The 19,207-nt window shown below is 72.1% G+C and carries 23 protein-coding genes; 15 read left to right on the top strand and 8 right to left on the bottom strand.

What is annotated here, in order from left to right; translation table 11 throughout:
* The first annotated feature begins 70 nt into the window (after positions 1-70).
* The 7 genes from HS99_RS21095 (at position 71) to HS99_RS21065 (ending at position 5,234) form a co-directional block, all read left to right on the top strand.
* Positions 71-298: a hypothetical protein gene (locus HS99_RS21095; RefSeq protein WP_030281786.1), complete on the top strand. Its 228-nt coding sequence runs from the start codon at positions 71-73 to the stop codon at positions 296-298.
* The gene (locus HS99_RS21090; RefSeq protein ID WP_030281788.1) at positions 276-794 is read left to right on the top strand and encodes a DUF6879 family protein; all 519 of its coding nucleotides are present in this window, start codon (positions 276-278) and stop codon (positions 792-794) included. The genes HS99_RS21095 and HS99_RS21090 overlap by 23 nt, the downstream gene beginning before the upstream one ends.
* Before the next feature lie 3 nt (positions 795-797).
* Positions 798-1,643, top strand: coding sequence for a helix-turn-helix domain-containing protein (locus HS99_RS21085; RefSeq protein ID WP_030281791.1), 846 nt, complete (start codon positions 798-800; stop codon positions 1,641-1,643).
* A 139-nt stretch (positions 1,644-1,782) separates the two neighbouring features.
* A complete protein-coding gene (gene tgmA, locus HS99_RS21080) occupies positions 1,783-1,998 on the top strand; it encodes a putative ATP-grasp-modified RiPP (protein ID WP_030281793.1) in 216 nt (71 codons plus the stop codon).
* A 9-nt stretch (positions 1,999-2,007) separates the two neighbouring features.
* Entirely contained in the window at positions 2,008-2,952 is a 945-nt protein-coding gene (gene tgmB / locus HS99_RS21075; protein ID WP_030281795.1) for an ATP-grasp ribosomal peptide maturase, read from the top strand.
* Positions 2,945-4,138 carry a methyltransferase domain-containing protein gene (locus HS99_RS21070; RefSeq protein ID WP_051835476.1) on the top strand — a complete coding sequence of 398 codons (1,194 nt, stop codon included), beginning with the start codon at positions 2,945-2,947 and terminating at the stop codon, positions 4,136-4,138. Before tgmB ends, HS99_RS21070 begins: the two co-directional genes overlap by 8 nt.
* A gap of 133 nt (positions 4,139-4,271) precedes the next feature.
* Positions 4,272-5,234 (top strand): aminoglycoside phosphotransferase family protein, encoded by a 963-nt coding sequence (locus HS99_RS21065; protein ID WP_050366836.1) that lies wholly within the window; start codon positions 4,272-4,274, stop codon positions 5,232-5,234.
* On the opposite strand, the gene HS99_RS21060 is transcribed toward HS99_RS21065, so the two are convergent.
* Positions 5,209-5,985, bottom strand: a complete 777-nt coding sequence (locus tag HS99_RS21060; protein WP_030281802.1) for an SDR family oxidoreductase — start codon at positions 5,983-5,985, stop codon at positions 5,209-5,211. The two genes, HS99_RS21065 and HS99_RS21060, sit on opposite strands and share 26 nt — an antisense overlap.
* A 165-nt stretch (positions 5,986-6,150) precedes the next feature.
* Between HS99_RS21060 and HS99_RS21055 the strand changes: the two genes are divergently transcribed.
* Positions 6,151-7,011: a helix-turn-helix transcriptional regulator gene (locus tag HS99_RS21055; RefSeq protein WP_030551180.1), complete on the top strand. Its 861-nt coding sequence runs from the start codon at positions 6,151-6,153 to the stop codon at positions 7,009-7,011.
* Positions 7,012-7,021: 10 nt separating this feature from the next.
* On the opposite strand, the gene HS99_RS21050 is transcribed toward HS99_RS21055, so the two are convergent.
* On the bottom strand, positions 7,022-7,372 hold the full coding sequence (locus HS99_RS21050) for a MerR family transcriptional regulator (RefSeq protein ID WP_030281806.1): 351 nt from the start codon (positions 7,370-7,372) through the stop codon (positions 7,022-7,024).
* 119 nt (positions 7,373-7,491) lie between these two features.
* Here HS99_RS21050 and HS99_RS21045 point away from each other — a divergent pair, with 119 nt between their 5' ends.
* The 4 genes from HS99_RS21045 (at position 7,492) to HS99_RS21030 (ending at position 11,290) form a co-directional block, all read left to right on the top strand.
* On the top strand, positions 7,492-7,968 hold the full coding sequence (locus tag HS99_RS21045; protein WP_046387154.1) for a hypothetical protein: 477 nt from the start codon (positions 7,492-7,494) through the stop codon (positions 7,966-7,968).
* Positions 7,969-7,978: 10 nt separating this feature from the next.
* Entirely contained in the window at positions 7,979-8,503 is a 525-nt protein-coding gene (locus tag HS99_RS21040) for a DUF6879 family protein (RefSeq protein ID WP_030551182.1), read from the top strand.
* A gap of 100 nt (positions 8,504-8,603) precedes the next feature.
* The gene (locus tag HS99_RS21035) at positions 8,604-9,869 is read left to right on the top strand and encodes an alpha/beta hydrolase (protein WP_030281813.1); all 1,266 of its coding nucleotides are present in this window, start codon (positions 8,604-8,606) and stop codon (positions 9,867-9,869) included.
* 623 nt (positions 9,870-10,492) lie between these two features.
* Entirely contained in the window at positions 10,493-11,290 is a 798-nt protein-coding gene (locus HS99_RS21030) for a hypothetical protein (protein WP_030281815.1), read from the top strand.
* Positions 11,291-11,404: 114 nt separating this feature from the next.
* Here HS99_RS21030 and HS99_RS21025 read toward each other — a convergent pair whose 3' ends face one another.
* Positions 11,405-11,962, bottom strand: a complete 558-nt coding sequence (locus HS99_RS21025; RefSeq protein ID WP_030281817.1) for a hypothetical protein — start codon at positions 11,960-11,962, stop codon at positions 11,405-11,407.
* Positions 11,963-12,090: 128 nt separating this feature from the next.
* Complete coding sequence (locus HS99_RS21020) at positions 12,091-12,981, bottom strand: LysR family transcriptional regulator (protein ID WP_305953119.1); 891 nt, start codon at positions 12,979-12,981, stop codon at positions 12,091-12,093.
* Positions 12,982-13,051: 70 nt separating this feature from the next.
* Here HS99_RS21020 and HS99_RS21015 point away from each other — a divergent pair, with 70 nt between their 5' ends.
* Entirely contained in the window at positions 13,052-13,780 is a 729-nt protein-coding gene (locus HS99_RS21015; RefSeq protein ID WP_030281820.1) for a CTP synthase C-terminal region-related (seleno)protein, read from the top strand.
* 16 nt (positions 13,781-13,796) lie between these two features.
* Here HS99_RS21015 and HS99_RS21010 read toward each other — a convergent pair whose 3' ends face one another.
* Positions 13,797-14,336 (bottom strand): GNAT family N-acetyltransferase, encoded by a 540-nt coding sequence (locus HS99_RS21010; RefSeq protein WP_030281822.1) that lies wholly within the window; start codon positions 14,334-14,336, stop codon positions 13,797-13,799.
* 126 nt (positions 14,337-14,462) lie between these two features.
* Between HS99_RS21010 and HS99_RS21005 the strand changes: the two genes are divergently transcribed.
* Positions 14,463-15,098 carry a sensor histidine kinase gene (locus tag HS99_RS21005; protein ID WP_141763777.1) on the top strand — a complete coding sequence of 212 codons (636 nt, stop codon included), beginning with the start codon at positions 14,463-14,465 and terminating at the stop codon, positions 15,096-15,098.
* A gap of 50 nt (positions 15,099-15,148) precedes the next feature.
* Here the strand turns inward: HS99_RS21005 and coaE are convergent, their stop codons facing one another.
* Positions 15,149-15,748, bottom strand: a complete 600-nt coding sequence (gene coaE, locus HS99_RS21000; protein WP_030281827.1) for a dephospho-CoA kinase — start codon at positions 15,746-15,748, stop codon at positions 15,149-15,151.
* A 32-nt stretch (positions 15,749-15,780) separates the two neighbouring features.
* A complete protein-coding gene (locus tag HS99_RS20995) occupies positions 15,781-16,425 on the bottom strand; it encodes an MBL fold metallo-hydrolase (protein ID WP_030551188.1) in 645 nt (214 codons plus the stop codon).
* Between the two features lie 62 nt (positions 16,426-16,487).
* On the opposite strand from HS99_RS20995, the gene HS99_RS20990 reads away from it, so the two are divergent.
* A complete protein-coding gene (locus HS99_RS20990; protein ID WP_030281833.1) occupies positions 16,488-16,919 on the top strand; it encodes a MarR family winged helix-turn-helix transcriptional regulator in 432 nt (143 codons plus the stop codon).
* A gap of 20 nt (positions 16,920-16,939) precedes the next feature.
* Here HS99_RS20990 and HS99_RS20985 read toward each other — a convergent pair whose 3' ends face one another.
* A complete protein-coding gene (locus HS99_RS20985; protein ID WP_050366834.1) occupies positions 16,940-19,156 on the bottom strand; it encodes an MMPL family transporter in 2,217 nt (738 codons plus the stop codon).
* Positions 19,157-19,207: the final 51 nt, after the last annotated feature.

Below are 19,207 nucleotides of genomic sequence, written 5' to 3'. Positions count from 1 at the left end.
GTGGCACGGGAAGCCCTCCGTACGAAACGATCGCCCAAGGCAATCGGCTCCGGCCGCTAGGAGGCCCACCATGGCACTGCACAAGCTCGGGCAAGACCCCGACAGTCCCGAAGGCAAGTCCCCGACCGTCTACTTCGACGACGTGACGGGCAACTACATCCTCCAGGGCTGGAGGGTGCTCGACCCGGCACGTCTCGCGCACATGGACGTCCCCGAGCACGAGACCGTGATCGAATTCCCCAGGCGCATGATGCAGTTCTTCCCGGAGGTGAACGGTGGCGGCGGCACCCACGCTTGAGGAGCTGCTGCGAGGCTGCACCCGCTCGGCGCTCCACCTGGAGATGCGCGACGGATACATGCGCGACGACCCGTTGTTCCTCCGTTGGCTCAGCGGGCGGCGGGACGATCCGACGGACCGTTCGTCGTGGTGGAGCCCTTGGTTGCAGCTGATCAAGGAAACCACCGCCCGCGGAGTCGACGTGCGACGGGCTCGCATCATCTCCGAACCGCCCAGCGAGTACATCCGGTTCGAGCACGAGATCACGTTCCGCAACATCGCCTCCGGTGAGCAGGTCAGATGGCTCCCCCGCCGACAGGCGACCGATCTGGCTCTCCCCGGCAACGACTTCTGGCTCATCGACGGGCAGCATCTTCTGATCCACCACTTCAGCGGCGAGGGCGACTTCGTGGAACACGAATTCAACGCCGCCCCTCAGACGGTGAGTCTCTGCGCCTCGGCGTTCGAGGCTGTCTGGGCGCGCGCGGTACCTCACCAGGACTTCCGGCTGACCTGAGCCGTGTCCGCGTCATCCAGCGTCCAGCAAGCCAGGCAAGCCCTGGGCCAGCGTCTGCGCGATATCCGACGGGATTCCGGACTCAGCGCGCGAGCGCTGGCCGAAGCTGCTGGGTGGCACGAATCCAAGTGCTCCAAGATCCAGAGCGGTCGCGTGATGCCCTCGGAAGCCGACATAAGGACCTGGACCGCCATCTGCGGCGCCCCCGGTCAAGCAGCGGACCTCATCGCGACTGCCCGCAACATCGAGGGCATGTACATCGAATGGCTCCGCCTCGAACGGTCAGGTCTCAAACGGGCCCAGGAGTCCGTACGCCCCCTCTTTCAACGAACCCGTCGATTCCGCATGTACCAATCCTGGGTCGTCCCGGGGCTGCTCCAAACACCCGCATACACGCGCGCCGTGCTCAATACGATCGTGTCACTGCGCAGCGCTCCCGACGACGTCGACGACGCCGTCGCAGTCCGGATCGAGCGGCAGAAGGTCCTGCACAGCGGAGATCACCGCTTCGCCATCCTGGTCGAGGAGTGGGTGCTTCGGACAGTCATCGGCACCCCGGACGTCCTCATCGGCCAGCTCGGCCATCTGAGCACCGTCAGCGCCCTGCCGTCAGTCAGCCTCGGGGTGATTCCGCTCGGATCACCCCGAGGCTCCGGCTGGCCGGTTGAGTCCTTCACGATGTACGACGACGCGCAGGTGAACGTCGAGCTCGTCTCCGCCCACCTCACCATCACCCAGCCGGCCGAGATCGCCGAGTACAGTCGAACGTTCTCCGAACTGGCCGGCATCGCTGTCCACGGAGCCGAAGCGAGGTCGCTCATCACCAGCGCCATCAACGCGCTTGGGTGATTACAAGCAAGCTGAAGCAAGTTGGTCGACCGCAGGCGCGCTCTCTCCCTACCGTCTCCCAGTGAGAGGCCGCAAACGCCACCTGCGGCTACTCCGAGCGGGCAGCACCACCGGATTCGACCCACGAGAGGAGAGCACCATGACCACCGCCTCCGCGGAACGGCAGCCCTTCGCCATGCGCTACGCCGCACGCCAGACCAGCGAGCCGGCCGACACCACCAGCGTCACCTACGACCAGGGGCTGCAGATCGCCGTCACATCCGACGGCAATCCCTGGGCACACACCGCCCTCGGCGAGACCAGCAGCAACACCAACTCCGACAGCAGGAACGACGAAGGCACCGACTTCTACTAGGAGAGCCAGGTGACGGAACCTGACGGCGAGGCGGTACTGGTTCTCACGAACCAGCTCGACTCCACTGCGGATCTCGTGGTTGAGCATCTGAACAGCCGGGGTGTCCCCGTGTTCCGATGCGACACCGCCGAGTTCCCCACCGAACTCATCCTGACCGCAACGTTGGAGGACAGGTGGGCCGGTCTGCTCGACAACGGGCACCGCACGCTCGACCTGGCCCGTGTCCGGTCGGTGTACTTCCGCAGGCCAGAAGAGTTCCGGCTGCCAGACGGCTTGTCCGAGGCCGGGCGGCGGTTCGCCGCCGCCCAGTCCCGGGCCGGCTTCGTCGGTGTCGCCGTCGCCCTTCCCTGCCTATGGATCAACCACCCTGCGCGGGAATTGGATGCCAACCACAAGCCGTGGCAACTCACCGTCGCCCGTCGCCTGGGGCTGGATCCACCACGCAGCATCATTACCAACGACCCCGAGGCGGCCCTGAAGTTCGCCGCCGACCTCGACGCCCCGGTCATCACCAAGAGCCTCGGCTCGCCCGTGGACACGGTCGTCATCGACCCCGCCGACCTGGACGACTCCGTACGCCTGTGCGCCCACCTCTTCCAGGAGTGGATCGACAAGGCCCACGAGGTCCGGCTGACCGTGGTCGGCGACCGCTTCTTCCCCGTCGAGATCCACGCCGGATCGGAGGCCGCCCACATCGACTGGCGTACCGACTACCAGAGCCTCACCTACCGGCCGACGGCCGTACCCGGCCCGGTGCGCGAGCGCGTTTCCACGTTCATGCGCGAATTCGGACTCGTCTTCGGGGCATTCGACTTCATCGTGACGCCGGCCGGGGAATGGCGCTTCCTCGAAGTGAACCCCAACGGCCAATGGTCGTGGATCGAACACAGGACCGGCGTGCCCATCTCGCGCGCCATCGCAGATCTTCTGGAGAAGGGCAACACAGGTGAGTGACAGCGTGGCCGGGACCGAAGAAGCGGCGCGCGTTCTGCGCCTCGCCCTGGCAGACGAGCTGGAGCGCGCCGGCTCACTCCGCAGCCCGCAGTGGCGGGACGCTGTACTGGCAGTGCCCCGCCATGTCTTCCTGCCAACCTTCTACACCACCGTGGACGCCCCGGACGGCATGACCCGATACACCCTGGTCAGCCGGGAAGCCGACGCGCAGAAGTGGCTACGACTCACCTACCAGAACACGACGTGGGTCACCCAACTCGACCGGGGTGCGACCCTGCCGAACAGCGGATCCTGCATCGGGACACCCACCAGTTCCTCGACGCTGCCCGGCGTCGTGGTACGGATGCTCGAAGACCTCGACGTTCCGGACGGCACGAACGTGCTCGAAGTCGGGACCGGCACCGGCTACTCCACCGCGCTCCTGTGCGCCCGGCTCGGCGACCAGCACGTGACCAGTGTTGAGCACGACGCCGTCCTGTCCGCCGCAGACGCCGAACGGCTCGCCTCCATCGGCTACCGGCCCCGCCTGGTCGTCGGCGACGGCGGCAAGGGCAGCCCGGACGGCGGACCGTACGGCCGCATCATCGCAACGTACTCGCCCAGCCGCGTCCCGTCCGCATGGCTGGCCCAGTCGCTCCCCGGCGCGGTAATCCTGGTGTCCCTGGTCGGCAGCTTCGACGCCTACGGCTACGTGAAACTGCACGTCGGCGACGGCGCAGCGCAGGGCCGATTCCTCGGCTCGGACGTCTCGTTCATGCTCTCCCGAGAGACCCTCCGGCCCGCGATCGGGCCCCTCATGAGCGCCGCCCTTCAGGCTCGCGACGCCACCGTCGGCCTCGACACTGCCATCCGCCCCGACGTCCTGGTCGACCCGACGTTCCTGTGGAGCGCCCAACTCGCCATGCCGGGCACGACCCGGCTGCGCCTGGCAACCGACCGCGTCGCGGGCCAGTGGTTCCTCCACACCGACGGATCGTGGGCCGTACTGGAGAGGTGGAACGACGGCACCACACGCGCCTTCCAGGACGGCCCACGCGACCTCTGGACCGAGCTGGAGTCCGCCGCCTCTACGTGGTTGTCCAACGGACGTCCTGGGCTTGAGCGTTACGGACTCACGGTGACCTCGGAGGCGAACACGGTCTGGCTGGACGACCCCGGCAACCCGGTCGGCGTTCTCGGGGAGTGATCACGGTCTATCCGTGAGGAGATCACCTTACGGGGATGCGCCGATCTGGACCGTAGTTGCGGGCGGCCCCGCGCATCGCGCGGGGCCGCCCGTTTCCGTACGCCCGACCGTCTGCCTCAACTACCGTTCGCCCATGCCCCACACGCCGAACGAGATCACCGCGGACCTCATCCGCCGCCTCCTCCTCGACCAGCATCCCGACCTCGCCCACCTCCCCCTCCGCCTCGGGGCGCGTGGCTGGGACAACCAGATGTGGCGGCTCGGGGACGACCTCGCCGTCCGGGTTCCCTGGGCGACGGAGTCGGCAGCGGACATTCTGCGCAAGGAGCACACCTGGCTGCCGACCCTCCCGGCCGGTCTGTCCCTCGCAATCCCGGTTCCGCAGCGCCTCGGCGAGCCCTCCGAGCGCTTCCCCCACCCCTGGCTGGTCACCACCTGGGTCCCCGGCACCCCCGCCGACCTGGCCCCCGTCACCCGCGCCGCCTCCTCCGCCCGCAGCCTGGCCGCCTTCCTGACCGCCCTCCACCGGCCCGCCCCCGCCTCGGCCCCCACCGGGCGCGACGACCGCGGGGGTCCACTGGCCCTGCACGCCGAGCAGTTCACAGGGGGCCTCGCCACCGCCACCGATCTGGGCCTGATCCCCGACCCGGACGCCGTCCGCACCCTCTGGGAGGACGCCGTCACCGCCCCGCCCTGGACCGGGCCGGCCCTCTGGATCCACGGCGACCTCCACCCCGCCAACGTCCTCACCGCCGACGGCGCCCTCTGCGGCGTGATCGACTTCGGCGAACTCTGCGCGGGCGATCCGGCCTGCGACCTCGCCGCCGCCTGGAACCTGCTCCCGGACGGCGCCGCCGAGCTCTTCCACCAGGCCTACGAACCGGCCGCCGACCCCGCCACCGTGCGCCGCGCCCGCGGCTGGGCCCTCATCCGGGCCCTCGGCGGCATCTTCGTCGGCGAGGCCGGCCGCCACAACCGCCCCGGCGGCAAGGCCACCTGGGGCCCGCCCGCTCAGGCCGCCCTGCGCCGCCTCGTCAGCACCGCCCGTGAGACGTCCGCAGCGCCACCGCTCAACTGGCCTGCCCCGTCGGCATGATGGTGACCTGTTGCAGGTTCACCCGGGCCGGCAGCGTCGCGATCACACCGACCATCTCCGCGACGTCCTCCGGCGTGAGCCACTCCACGGTCTCCTTCGACCCCTCCAGCCACTCCAGCGCACCCTGATCCGTCACGTGGCTCTGCAACTCGGTGCCGACGATCCCCGGCTCGACCGCCGACACCCGCACCTTCTTCGCGCCCAGCTCCGCCCGCAGGTGGCGCGACAGGTGGCTGACGTACGCCTTGGTCCCCGAGTACACCGCGAAGTTCGGGAAGATGTTCTGCGCCGCAATGGACGACGTGTTGATCAGGTCCGCCACCCCGCGCTCCGCCGCAGCCTTCACCAGCTGCGGGGTGAAGGCGCCGATCGCGTTCATCAGCCCGGTGATGTTCAGGTCGATCTGCTGCTTCCACTGCCCGGTCGCCAACTCCTCGATCGGAGCGGGCAGCATCACACCGGCGTTGTTCAGCAGCAGGTCGGCCCCGCCGAACTCGGCCTCCACCCGCTCGGCGGCCGCCTGCACAGCCGCCGCCTCGGTGACATCGACGGCGATCGCCGACGCGGCGCCGCCGTTCTCCTCGATCCGCCCGACCAGCTCCGCCAGCCGCTCGGCCCGCCGCGCCAGGACGACGACGCGGGCACCCAGCGACGCCAGCTTCTCGGCGGACGCCTCGCCGATGCCGCTGGAGGCCCCGGTGACGACGGCGACACGGCCGGTCAGCGGCCGGGACAGAGTGTTCGTAAGCATGGCACTTTCCTTCCAGGGGCTTTCGGCCGATCCCCGTCGGCCGCAGGTCCAGTACAACCCCCGGACCATCCCCCTGGACCGCCATAACTGGCCCTGCCCAGGCAGGTACCACCAGGGCCACCCAAGAGCGCCCACACCCCCACCCACCACACCGACAATGGACCCATGGACCGCACCAAGGAGATCGCCGGCTTCCTGCGCTCCCGCCGCGCACGCGTCACCCCCGAGGAGGCCGGGCTGCCCGCCGACGGGCGCGTCCGCCGCGTTCCCGGCCTGCGCAGGGACGAGGTGGCCCGCCTGGCCGGTGTCAGCACCGAGTACTACACGCGCCTGGAGCAGGGCCGCGCCCTCAACCCCTCCGCCGAGGTCGTCGACGCGATCACCCGCGCGCTACGCCTGGACGACACCGAGCGCGAACACCTCACCGACCTCCTGCACTCCGGCACCCAGCGCCCTCGCCGCGCCGCCCCCGCCACCAAGGCCCAGCGGGTCCGGCCCGGCCTGTACCTGATGCTCGAAACCCTCGACCACGTACCGGCGTTCATCCTGGGCCGCCGCACCGACGTACTGGCCTCCAACCGGCTCGCCCGGGAGGTCCTCACGGACTTCGACGCCCTGCCCGCCACCCACCGCAACCTGGCCCGCTACTACCTCCTCGACCCCCGGGCCCGCGAGCGGGTGGGCGACTGGGCACGGATCGCCGCCGAAACCGTGGCCATGCTCCGACTCGAAGCGGGCCGCTACCCGGACGACCGCCGGCTCGCCGACCTCGTCGGCGAACTCACCCTGAGGTCACCGGAGTTCACCGGATGGTGGAACGACCACCGGGTGCTGCGCCGCACCCACGGCGCCAAGCACTACCACCACCCGCTCGTCGGGGACCTGCACTTCTCCTACGAGTCCTTCCAGGTCCCCGGCGACGCGGAGCAGACCCTGTGCGTCTACAACGTCGAACCGGGCTCCGAAACCGCCCAGTCCCTCCTGGTGCTGGCCAGCTGGACCGCGCCCGGGATCCCCACCCGCTGACCCGACCGGCTCAGCCGCGCAGCGGGCACCCGGTGCCCACGCGCGCGTCCAGGTCCGCCCGCAGCGAGGCCAGCTCGGCCATCCGCTCGTCGATGATCCGGATCTTGTCCCGCAGCAGCGCGGACAGCGCCTCCGCGCCATCGGGAGCGTCGCGCAGCTGCGCGCCGTGCTGGGCGATCTCGGCCAGCGTGAAGCCGAGCGTCTGCGCGGTGCGGACGTAGTGCAGCCAGGTCACCGTCTCCGGCGGGAAGTCGCGGTAGCCGTTGGCCTGCCGACGCCCTTCGAGCAGGCCGATCCTCTCGTAGAACCGAACGGTGTCCCTGCTGACGCCCGCCTGCGCGGCCAGCTCCCCGATCCTCATGATCCTCCGCCGAACGATCCGCCGCCCCGCTCCCCACCGAGCCGTGGCTTGACCTTGGACAGTACTCCACTGTCTACCGTGAGGCCGTCGTCCACCGGAAACCGGCAGGAGCCTCCCTCATGACCCGCCAACCCGACCCGCTCACCCCGCCCCGCACGGCCGCCTACATCCGTCTCGTACGTTCCAGCGCCTGGTACGACCTCGTCGTCACGGCGGGATTCGCGACCCCGTGGACGTACGCGCTGCTGCACGGCGCGCTGTCCTCCCTCAGTGCCCGGTTCGGGCTGGGCACCCTCCCCGCCCTGAACCCGTTCCAGACCCTTTACGCGAACCTGATGGGCTCGGTCGTGATCGTCTGGGCGCTCCTTCGGATCATCCAACCTCTGCCGCTGCACGGCCTGTTGGACGGAATCGCGCGTACGCTGTTCGCCTCGTGGCAGGCGTACGCGCTGGCCCACGGCGCCACCCGGGTGCTGTGGTTCTTCTTCGTCCTGGAGGCGACGTTCGGCGTCGTGCAGCTCCTGCCCTGGTGGCGGGACCGCGCCGCCCTGCTCGCCTCCGTCCGCCGCAACGATCCCGAGCCCACCACCCCGTGAGAGGTGTGCGATGACGCAGAACGTGCCGGACTTCTCCGCCCTGCTGAGGGGCGCCCGGCGAACGGCCGTCCACCTGGAGATGCGTGACGTCTACGGCGTCGCCGACGAGGAAGCCGCCTTCGAGGAGTTCAGGCGCTCCGGCGCGGTCGACCTCGATCCCGACTCCGCCCTCTGGGCCGGCTGGCTGCCCCTCGTGCGGGAGACCGTCGCCCGGGGCGTCGTCCTGCGCCGGGCCCGGATCGTCTCCGAGCCCGTGACGGACTACATCCGCTGGGAGCACGCCCTCACCCCCGCCAACATCGCGGCCGGGGAGCAGGTCCGCTGGCTTCCCCGGCGTCTGGCCTCCGACCTCGCCCTGCCCGGCAACGACCTCTGGCTGATCGACGACCGCCTGGTCCTCTTCCACTGGTTCACCGGCGACGGCGCCTGGGCCGGCCACGAGTTCACCGAGGATCCCGCCGTGGTGAGGGCGGCCTCCACCGCCTTCGAGGCCGTCTGGGAGCGCGGGACCCCGCACGACCGCTACTCCGTCTGAACCGCGCCCCCGGACCCCCTCCCAGCCGACTCCCAGCAGCCGGTCAGCGGACGGTCAGCCTTCTCACCCCCTTCTCATCCGCCGCGCCTAGCCTCCGCGCATGAACGTCTCCCTGCTCGACGGCTGGTTCCCCTGGACGGTCCAGGCCGCCGCCCTCGCCCTGTTCGTGACGACGGCGGCTCGGCGGGACCGGAACTGGCAGCGCAAGTGGGGACCGATCGCGCTCGGGACGGCGCTGGCGGTCACCGCGGTCGTCGCCCTCGGCGTGCTCACCCTGGGCGGGATCACCGACCCGATCCCGTTCGGGGTGTGGCTGTGGAGCGGCGTGGCGATCGCGGCGCTCTCCGTGCTGGGCTTCGGCTGGCGCGGCGCGAAGTGGTGGCGGCGGGCGCTGGTGGCACCGACCGTACTGCTGGCGCTGTTCTGCGCCGCGAACAGCGTGAACATCGCCACCGGCTACTACCCGACGATCGACGACGCGATCGGCGAGCTCAGCGGGCAGCCGCTGCCGGACCAGATCACCCTGGCCGAACTCGGCTCGATCCACGGCAAGACCAGGACCGGCCGCATCGTGCAGGTCGACATCCCGGACACCGCCAGCGGCTTCGCCCACCGCCAGGAACTGGTCTACCTGCCGCCCGCCTGGTTCCGCAGCCAGAGCCGGCCCAAGCTGCCGGTGCTGGAGATGATCGGCGGCGAGTTCGCGGCGCCCGACAACTGGATCCGCTCCGGCAACGCGGTCAGGACCGCCGACGAGTTCGCCGCCAAGCACAACGGCTTCGCCCCGATCCTGGTCTTCGTCGACGCGACCGGCGGCTTCCGGGTGGACACCGAGTGCGTGGACGGGCCGCACGGCAACTCCGAGAGCCACCTGCTCAAGGACGTCCCTCCGTACATCCAGAAGACCTTCAACGCCGCCACCGACCCGCACAAGTGGGGCGTGGCCGGCTGGTCGATGGGCGGCACCTGTGCCGTCGACCTCGTCGTCGAACACCCCAACCGCTTCACCCACTTCGGCGACTTCTCCGGCGACAAGGGCCCGTACATCGGCGACAAGGACCACACCATCCAGGAGCTGTACGGCGGCGACGCCGCGGCCTGGGCCGCCCACGACCCGCTGACCGTGCTCGCCCACCACCCGAAGTACCAGGGCGTTTCCGGCTACTTCGGCCAGGGCGACGAGGAACACGGCCAGATCGAGGCCGCCAAGGCCCTGGAGGCGGCCGCCAAGCGGGACGGCATCCGCACCACCTCCACCGTCGGCTCCGGCAAGCACACCTGGCAGACCGGCGCCGCCACCTTCACCCAGGCCCTCCCCTGGCTCGCCGCCCAACTCGGCGTCCCGGGCACCCACCCCCAGCCGTAACGGCCGGCACACCGCTCCGGTCGTAACGGCCCGGTACGGATTCCGTCCGGATTCGGTACCAGCCGCACCGGAACCGCCACCCCGAGCGGACACGCCGACCCGGACCGTGGGTGGGATCACACGGGCATTGCGGCCGGGGGGAAGCCTTGGTGTCGGCCGCCGGGTCGGCCGGGCGGGCCTCGTGACGGACGGGCACGATCCAGCGCCGGAGCGCGTGCCCGGCAAGGGATGCGCCGGGCCCGGCGGTGTCCGGGAGCGGGCGGATCCGCCTGCTGCGGCCGCGCCCTGCCCATCGCTTCCGCCGCGTCCGCACACATGTTCCCCACCGGTCCGCTGCAACTGCCGCACTCGCCCGGCGCCCGGCAGGAATCCCGCTTTGCTCCCGGCGCCCCCGTGGCGTAAGTTTCCTCCGCCGTCGACGCAGTAACCGGTCTGACCAACGCTCAGACCTGCGGTGAGCTGCGGAGCCAGGGGGCCTGACGGCAGCACGAAACGGGGGAGGAACAGCCATGTCGAGTGCCCGCAGCCACGGGTCGGCCGGGCGGCGAGGACGGGCGGCCGAAGCGCCGCCGGCCCCGGTCCCAGCCCCGAACCACGACACCGGACACGCGAGGAATCGTCAGTTGCGCAGCAGCACCCGACTGGTCACCGCCACCGCCGCCGCCCTGCTCTGCGTGGGCGCCCTGAGTGCCTGCGGCCCGGACAACAGCGGCCAGGACGGCGGCAAGACCGCCGCCCCCGCACCGACCGGCACCACGGCGACCGGCACCACGGCACCGAGCGCGGGAAGCACGGGGAGCACGTCCAAGCCCGACGGCAAGGGCATCCCGGCCAAGGCCTGGATGGACACCAAGAACATCCCGATGGACGAGACCTACCACTACGCCCCGCTGGCCGCCAACGCCAAGCCGGTCACCGGAGCGGTCGGCTTCAAGGGCATGGAGCTGTGCCACTCCCCGCTCCCCAAGGGCGAGGAGTACCTGTTCACCGAGGGCACCGCCAAGGCCAAGGCCTCGGTGGGCTTCGGCGGCGACCGCTGGACGGCCCAGCAGACCCTCTTCTTCTGGGGCGACCCGACCCACAGCAGCGGAAACGGCCAGAGCGTGGGCGTCATCAAGGACCGCCTCGCCACGGCCGTCAAGGACTGCGCCAAGACCGCGCCGGGCGCCACCGTGAAGGTCAACAGCGCGGACGACGCGCCGTATTTCGCCGCCACCCTGACGGTCCCGCAGGCCGACGGCTCCACCGCCACCCTGCACGAGTACGTGGTCAACGCGGGCGGAACGGTCAGCGAGCTGTCCGTCTGGGCTACCACCAAGGGCGGCGCCCAGCCCAAGGACGCCTGGAAGGCGCCCGACGACAAGTACGTCGGCACCGGCATGACCTCCGCGCTCTGCGAGGCCCTTCCCGGCTGCTACTAGATCCGCACGACGGGCTGCTGATCCCAGCAGGCCCGCACCACCCACACAGACGGCCGCCCGGTCCGTCCGGCACAGGGGACCGGACGGGCCGGGCGGCATCACTCTGCCGCCGGGTCAGAGCCCCAGGCGGCTGAGCGCCGTGGTCCAGTCGCCGGCGATCGCGCTGCGGGCGGCCGCCAGGGTCACCTTGCGGGCGCACACCGCGTTCTTGAGTCTGGTCTCGACCGAGTCCTTGCTCTGCGCGGGCTCGTTGCCGTAGCGCGGCTCGGGCCACAGGTTGCGCGGGTCGCGCGGCGCGCCGCCGAGTTCGAGCGGGACGAAGTGGTCCTCCTCGTAGTCCGACGGGTTGGTGTCCGCGTACCCGTACCGGGCTATCTGCTGGACCTTCAGCGCGTTGGTGTAGCTCGTCGGCGGGCGCACGGTGGCGGTCCAGCCGGAGACGCAGATGGTCTGGCCGATGGTGGCCTGGGTGACGTCCGGGTTGTACGCGCCGGGGGTGCAGGACGGGTCGGGCAGCGGCAGGTACGCCTGCGAGCAACTCGCCGTGAGAGTGCCGGACTTGGCCTTCCCCTGCGGGGCGGGGGCGGCGGCCTGTGCGGTGCCGGTGGCGAGCCCGGCGGCGGCGAGGGCGGCCGCCGCGGCGACGACGGTGAGACGCTGACGGAACATCATGGGGCGCTCTCCAGGACCGGCCCGGCCGATCGCCGGGCGACTGTGCCCATGACAGCACCGGTATGCCGACCGCCGTCAGCCCCGGGACGTGAACGAGTGGTGACCGCCCCTCCACATCCGCCCGCGCCTCAGTCGACCAACAGCCGTGCCAGCAGCGCCGCCGGCCCCTCCGGCAGGCTGCCGTGAACGAGTTCGGTGCGGTGCACCAGCCGGGGCGCGGCGACCGGCGCGTGGTCGACTCCGGGCGCCCCGGCCACCACCGGCTCGGGCAGCAGGGTGAGCCCGTGCCCGGTGGCGACCAGCGCGAGCAGCCCGTGCAGATCGGTGCCGCGGTACCGGGTGGCGGGCCGGAAGCCGTCGGTGCCGGCGGCGGCGCGCAGCCGGTCTGCGGTCGGGGTGAGGTCGGGGGCGTCCAGCCAGCGCGCGGCCGACAGGTCGGAGAGGGCGAGCCCGGCGCGGCCGGCCAGCGGGTGCCCGGCGGGCAGGGCGACGGCGACGGGCCGCTCGTCCACCGCGACGGTGGTCAGCGGGCCGACCTCGGGCAGCGGCAGCGGATCGCTGGGCGCGGCCAGCCCGTCGATCAGCGCGAGGTCGACCTCGCCGGTGGCGACCCGGGCCGCCAGCACGTCCTGGGCGAGCACCCGGACGACCGGCTCCACCTGCGGGTACGCCCGGCGCACCTCGCCGAGCGCGCGCCCCAGTGCCACTCCGACCGCCAGCGGGGTGGCACCGAGCACCAGTCGGGCACTCGGGGAACCGGCCAGGCGCGCGACGTCGGCGCGCGCCGCCTCCAGCCGGACGAGCAGCGGGACGGCGTGCTCCAGCAACCGCCGCCCGGCCACGGTGGGGCCGACCGGTCGGCGCACCAGCAGGGCGGTGCCGAGGTCCGCCTCCAGCGCGGCGATCTGCTGGGACACCGCGGACTGGGTGTAGCCGAGTTCCCGGGCCGCCTCGGAGAAGGAGGCCAGCCGGGTGACGGTGGCGAAGGTGCGCAGCTGCTGCGGATCCACGGTGGTCATCAACCGATCTGATCGACGGGTAAGAAATCATCGTTGGCGCTGATATCGGGTGCCGCGTCAGGATAGCCGCATGACCTACCTGACCCCACGGATCGCCCTGGTCGGCGACCGCTCCCCCGCCGTCCGCTCGCACGCCCGCGTCCCCGGCCTGCTCGACGCCCTCGCCGAGCGCGACCAGCTCGTCCTGGACGCCTACTGGATCCCCACCGAGGACGCCGGGGCGCCGGGCGCGCTCGACGGCTTCGACGCGATCTGGCTGCTCCCCGGCAGCCCGTACCGCAGCGAGGCGGGCGCCCTGGCCGCGATCCGGACCGCCCGCGAGGGCGGCATCCCCTTCCTCGGCACCTGCGCCGGGTTCCAGCACGCGGTGCTGGAGTACGCCCGCAACGTCTGCGACCTCGGCGGGGCCGTCCACGGCGAGCAGGACCCCGACCGCGAGGAGCAGGTGATCGTGCCGCTCGCCTGCTCCCTGGTCGGCCACGAGGGCGCCGTCGTGATCACCCCCGGCACTCTCGCCGAACGCGCCCTCGGCGCCACCGGCAGCCTGGAGCGCTACCACTGCAACTACGGCCTCAACGCCGACTACCTGGACCGGCTGCGCGCCCACGGGCTGCGCTTCAGCGGGGCGGACGAGTCCGGGCAGGTCCGGGTCCTGGAACTGCCCGGCCACCCGTTCTTCCTCGCCTCGCTGTTCCAGCCCGAGCTGTCCGGCGACGGCACCCGGGCCCACCCGATGATCCGCGCCCTGGCCGAGGCCGCCGTCGCCCACGCGGCGCTCGGCGAGGCGACGCCCGTCTGATCGGGTGCCGACCCCGTCACATCGGCAGTGACCGCAGCCGCACCGGCCCCTCCGGCCACCCGGCGTCCGCCGCCAGCGGACGCCACATGGTGCTCAGCGGCATCACCGCGAGCCGCCCCTCCGGCTGTTCGACCGTCACCTCCTCGGCCACCTCGCGGAAGCCGAGCCCCCGGTAGAACACCGCCAGCGGCGGACGGCAGAACAGCAGCGCGTACCGGAAGCCGAGCGCGCGCCCGTGGTCCACGGCGGCCCCGACCACGGCGTGCGCCAGGCCCTCGCCCCGCCGCTCGGCCGCGACGCACACCCCGCCGACGCCCACCGCCTCCAGGTCGGTGCCGCCGACGGTGAGCGGGACGGGGAGCAGCCCGGTGTGGGCGATCAGCCGGCCGCCGGCGGCCCGGATGCCGAAGTGGATCTCCTTGGGCCGGAAGGTCAACCCGGTGTAGGCGACGCCGTACGGGTCCTCGCCCGGGCCGAGGATCTCCTCCTGCCCGGCGCGGGTGTACTCCTCCAGCCGCTCGACGGCCAGCGGTTCTGCAGAGAAACGATCACTCATCACTCCATGCTCCATTCCCCTCGGAGCAGCCCCCAAGTCCCGTCCCGACCACCGGATGCCGGTGATGCCGGCCACTTGAACACGAGCCCCATCCCGGCACGCCCCGGGTGTGACAGCATGCCCCTCATGCGCCAGCCCATGGTGTGCAACCGCGTCTCGCTGATCACCCTGCACGCGGGCGCCGGACAGGTCGCCCGGGCCGACGACCCGGCCGCCGTCCGGGAGACCCTCGGCCTGATCCGCGGCCTGGGCCTTCAGGCGCTCACCGAACTGCGCGGCCTGCTCGGGGTGCTGACCCCGGCCTCCGACCAGGCGCCCTCGCTGCGCGGCCTGCCCACCCTGGTCGAGGAGTCCCGGCGGGCGGGGCTGGCCGTGGGCCTGACCGTCACCGGCCCGGACGACGGGCTGCCCGCACCCGGGCCCAAGGTGCAGTACGCGGCCTACCGGATCGTCCAGGAGGCACTGACCAACGCCCACAAGCACGCCCCGGCCGCCGAGGTCGCCGTCACGGTCGCGGTCGAACCGGACGGGCTGCGCCTGGCGGTGGTCAACTCCCCCGCCGAGCCTGCCCAGCCCGCCCAGCCCACCGATCTCGCTGGGCCGGTGGCTTCGGAAGGTGCCGGCCCCGGCCTGCCCTCGGGCGGCCACGGCCTGCACGGAATGCGCACCCGCGCCGACGACCTCGGCGGCACCCTGCACGCCGGCCCGACCCCCGAGGGCGGTTTCGCCGTCCGGGCCCGACTGCCGCTCAGGGTGGTCTGAGACCGGTACGGCGGCGGCCGCCACGCGGCGGCCCGGTGCGGCGGTGGCCGCTACGCGGCGGCCCGCTTCACCAGCTCCGCCCACACCTCGTCGACCCGCGCCGTCAGCGCCTCCAGCGGCCCGCCGTTGTCGATCACCAGGTCGGCGATCGCCAGCCGGTCCGCCCGCGAGGCCTGCGCGGCCATCCGGGCCCGGGCCTCCTCCTCGGCCATCCCGCGCAGCCGCACCAGCCGCTCCACCCGCACCTCGTCGTCGGCGTCGACGACCACGACCAGGTCGAACAGCGGGGCCAGCCCGTTCTCGGTGAGCAGCGGCACGTCGTGCACCACGACCGCGTCCGGTGCGGCCGCCGCCTCCAGTTCGGCGGAGCGGGCCCGCACCAGCGGGTGGACGATCGCGTTCAGCGCCCGCAGCTTCTCCGGGTCGGCGAACACGATCGCCCCGAGGGCCGGGCGGTCCAGCGTGCCGTCCTCCCGCAGCACCTGCGGGCCGAACTCGGCGAGCACGGCCGCCAGGCCGTCCGTCCCCGGCGCGACCACCTCGCGGGCGATCAGGTCGGAGTCCACGATCACCGCGCCGTGCGCGGCGAACAGCCGGGACACCTCGCTCTTGCCCGCGCCGATGCCACCCGTCAGTCCGATCTTCAGCATGGCGTCAGGCTACCGGCGCGGCGCCGGGACCGTCAGTCCAGGTCGAGGCTCTCACCCTCGCCGAGCACGACCAGCTCCGCGCCGCCGGTGCCCGGCCCGTCCGGCCCGAGCAGCCGGGTGGCGACCATGTGCCCGATCGGGCTGAGCGTGGCCTCGTGCACCGGGACGGCCTGGCGCGGGCCCGACTCGCGGACATAGTCGACCACTTCGGAGGCCTTGCTCCACGGCCCCGCGAGCGGCAGCAGCAGGGTGTCCACCGCGTGCGGCGGCACGGTGAAGGCGTCGCCGGGGTGGAACAACCGGCCGTCGAAGAGGAAGCCGATGTTCTTCACCCGCGGGACGTCCGGGTGGATCACCGCGTGCCACTCGCCGTGCACCGAGACGCCGACCCCGCCGATCTCGAAGGCGTCGCCCTCGCCGACCTCGGTGACCCGCTGCCCGAGGCCCTCCAGCTGGGCGGCGACGGCGCCGTTGGTCCACACCCGCAGGGCCGGGTCGGCCTCCATCGCGGCGCGCAGCCGGGACTCCTCGAAGTGGTCCATGTGCTCGTGGGTGATGAGGACGGCGTCCGCCCCGGCGAGTGCGGCGGGGTCGGTGAAGGCGCCGGGGTCGACGATCAGGGTGGTGTCGTCGTGCTGGATGCGTACGCAGGCGTGTCCGAACTTGGTGATTCGCATGCCCAAAACCATACAGCATGGCTGTACAGTCTTGCTGCACATCTTCCGGATAGACTTCTCCCATGACCAGCGACACCCCGCACCCGGACACCCTGGACCTCGCCGCCGACCTGCGCGCCGCCCTCGGCAACCTGGTCCGGACCCTGCGCGACAGCGACGACCTGCCGCCGAACCAGGCCGCCGTGCTCGGCCTGCTGATCCGCGACGAACGCTCCTGCACCGTCGCCGAACTCGCCGACCGCCGACGCGTGCGCCACCAGTCGATGGCCCGCACCGTCGCACTCATGGCCGAGGCCGGTCTGGTCGCCCAGCAGCCCCACCCCACCGACGGCCGCAAGCAGCTGATCGCCCCCACCAACGCCGGCCGCGCCGCCCTGCTCGACCAGCGCGCCCGCCGCGAGCACCACATCGCCACCGCCATCGAGACCCGCCTCAGCACCGAGGAACGGGCCCAGCTGCGCGCGAGCGTCGAACTGCTGCAGCGCCTCAGCTGAAGACCCGCCGGAGCCGGCCGCTACCGCGCCTGCCCCGACGCAACCAGCTCCGGAGCAGGCGCCTGCGCCTGCACCGGGATCGCCGGCTGCTCGATCTCCGGCAGGTCGACGTGCTCGCTCAGCCCGAACCTGCGGTGCAGCCGCCGCAGCGGGGCGGGCGCCCACCAGTTGAACTCGCCGAACAGGCTCATCGCCGCGGGCACCAGCAGGCAGCGCACCAGGGTGGCGTCCACCGCGACGGCCACGGCCAGTGCGATGCCCATCTGCTTGACCATGAGCATGTCCCCGAGCGCGAAGCCCGCGAAGACGATCACCATCAGCATCGCCGCCGAGGTGATGATCCGACCGCTGCGCTGGACGCCCAGCTCCACCGCCCGGACACAGCCGTGCCCGCGCTGGGTCAGCTCCTTGATCCGGGAGAGCAGGAACACCTCGTAGTCCATCGACAGCCCGAAGGCGAAGGCGAAGACCAGCACCGGGATGAAGGTCTCCAACCCGCCGGTCGGGCTGAACCCGAGCAGTCCGCTGAGCCAGCCGTCCTGGAACACCAGGGTCAGCGCTCCGAGCGAGGCGCCCAGCGACAACAGGTTCATCAGCAGCGCCTTGACCGGCATCACCACCGAGCCGGTCATCAGGAACAGCAGCACCAGCGTCCCGGCCGCGACCAGGCCGAGCGCCCACGGCCCGCGCGACAGCAACTCGTCCTTGAAGTCCACCACCGAGGCCGCGCCGCCGGTGACGTACGTCCGCAGCCCGCCCCGGTCGGCCCGCAGCTCGTCCACCACCCGCTTGGCCGTGTCGCCCTGCGGGTCCCCGTGCACGAGCACGTCCACCGTCGACACCTCGTCGCCGACCGGCGTCACCGCCCGCACCCCGCTCACCCCGGGCAGCTTGGCGACCACGTCGTCCGCGTACGCCTGCGCCACCGGCCCCCCGCCCTCGACCACCACGGTGATCGGCGCGGCCGCGACCTGCGGGAAGCGGTGGTCGACGGTCTCGGCGACCTGCCGCCCGGCCGAGGAGGTGGGCAGCACGGCGGCGCCGGAGCTGCGCATCTCGGCGTGCAGGAAGGGGGCCCCGGCCGCCATCAGCAGCGCCACCGAGGCGAGGGTCACCGCCACCGCCCGCTTGCGGACCCGCCGTACGGTCCGGCTGAAGAAGCCCTCGTCCGGGACGGGTGCGGTCGGCGTCCTGATCCGCGAGCCCGCGAAGCCGAGCAGCGCGGGGATCAGGGTCAGTGCCGCGGCGACCGCGATCACCACCACGCTCACCCCGGCCGCGGCGACGGCGCCCAGCACCGGACTGGTGAAGACGAACAGGCCGGACAGCGCGACGGCCACGGTCAGTCCGGAGAAGGCGACGGTGCGCCCGGCAGTCGCGGCGGTCCGCTCGACGGCGGCGGCGATGCCCGCGCCGTGGCCGCGTTCCTCGCGGAAACGGTTCACCATCAGCAGCGCGTAGTCGATCGACAGCCCGAGCCCCAGCACGGTGGCGATCGGCAGCACACTGGTGTCGATGTCCATGATCCGGCTGAACCCGAACATGGCCAGAAGTGCCCCGCCCACCGAAGCCACGGCGCCGATCACCGGCAGTGAGGCGGCGGCCAGCCCGCCGAAGACCAGCACCATCACGACCAGGGTGAGCGGCAGGGTCACCATCTCGCCGAAGCGGGTGTCCTGCTCGGTCTGCTTCTTGACCTCCTGCTGGAGCACCAGGTCCCCGCCGACGGTCACGTGCGCACCGCCCGCGCCGTCCAGCGCGGCGAGCCGGTGGGTGACCGTGTCGGTCTGGGCCGAGGTCGCGGCGGCGGCCATCCGTACGGTGACCAGGCTCGCCGTCCCGTCGGCGGCCCGCAGCGCGGCCGGACCGGGGCCCGGGCCGTACGCGTCCTGGACGCCGGAGACCCCGGGCAGGGCGGCGATCCCGGCGGTGGCCTTCTGGACGGCCGCGCGCACGGCAGGATCGTCCACCGGCTTGCCGTCCACCACCGCGGTCACCGTGCCCTTGACCGGATCGGCCGCGGCGACCACCGCGCTGCCCCGGTCGGCCTCGGCGGTGGCGGAGGAGGCTCCGGCCACCGAACCCTCGAAGACCCGACCGCCGATCAGCACCCCGGCGACCAGGACGACGGACCAGAAGCCGAGCACCCAGCGGCGGTGGCGGAAGCAGAACCGGCCTATCGCGGCGAGCCGGCCGCCGACCACAGCGGTGGTGGCGGCGGTGGTGGGGTTGCGCATGGAGGAGCCTTTCGGGCAGTTCCACTCAATGTAGGTGCAACCCGAACTCCG

The sequence above is a fragment of the Kitasatospora aureofaciens genome, from assembly GCF_001188955.3.
GTDB lineage: Bacteria > Actinomycetota > Actinomycetes > Streptomycetales > Streptomycetaceae > Kitasatospora > Kitasatospora aureofaciens.
The sequence above is the reverse complement of the archived record's forward strand: the minus strand, read 5'-3'. Positions and strand labels throughout refer to the sequence as shown.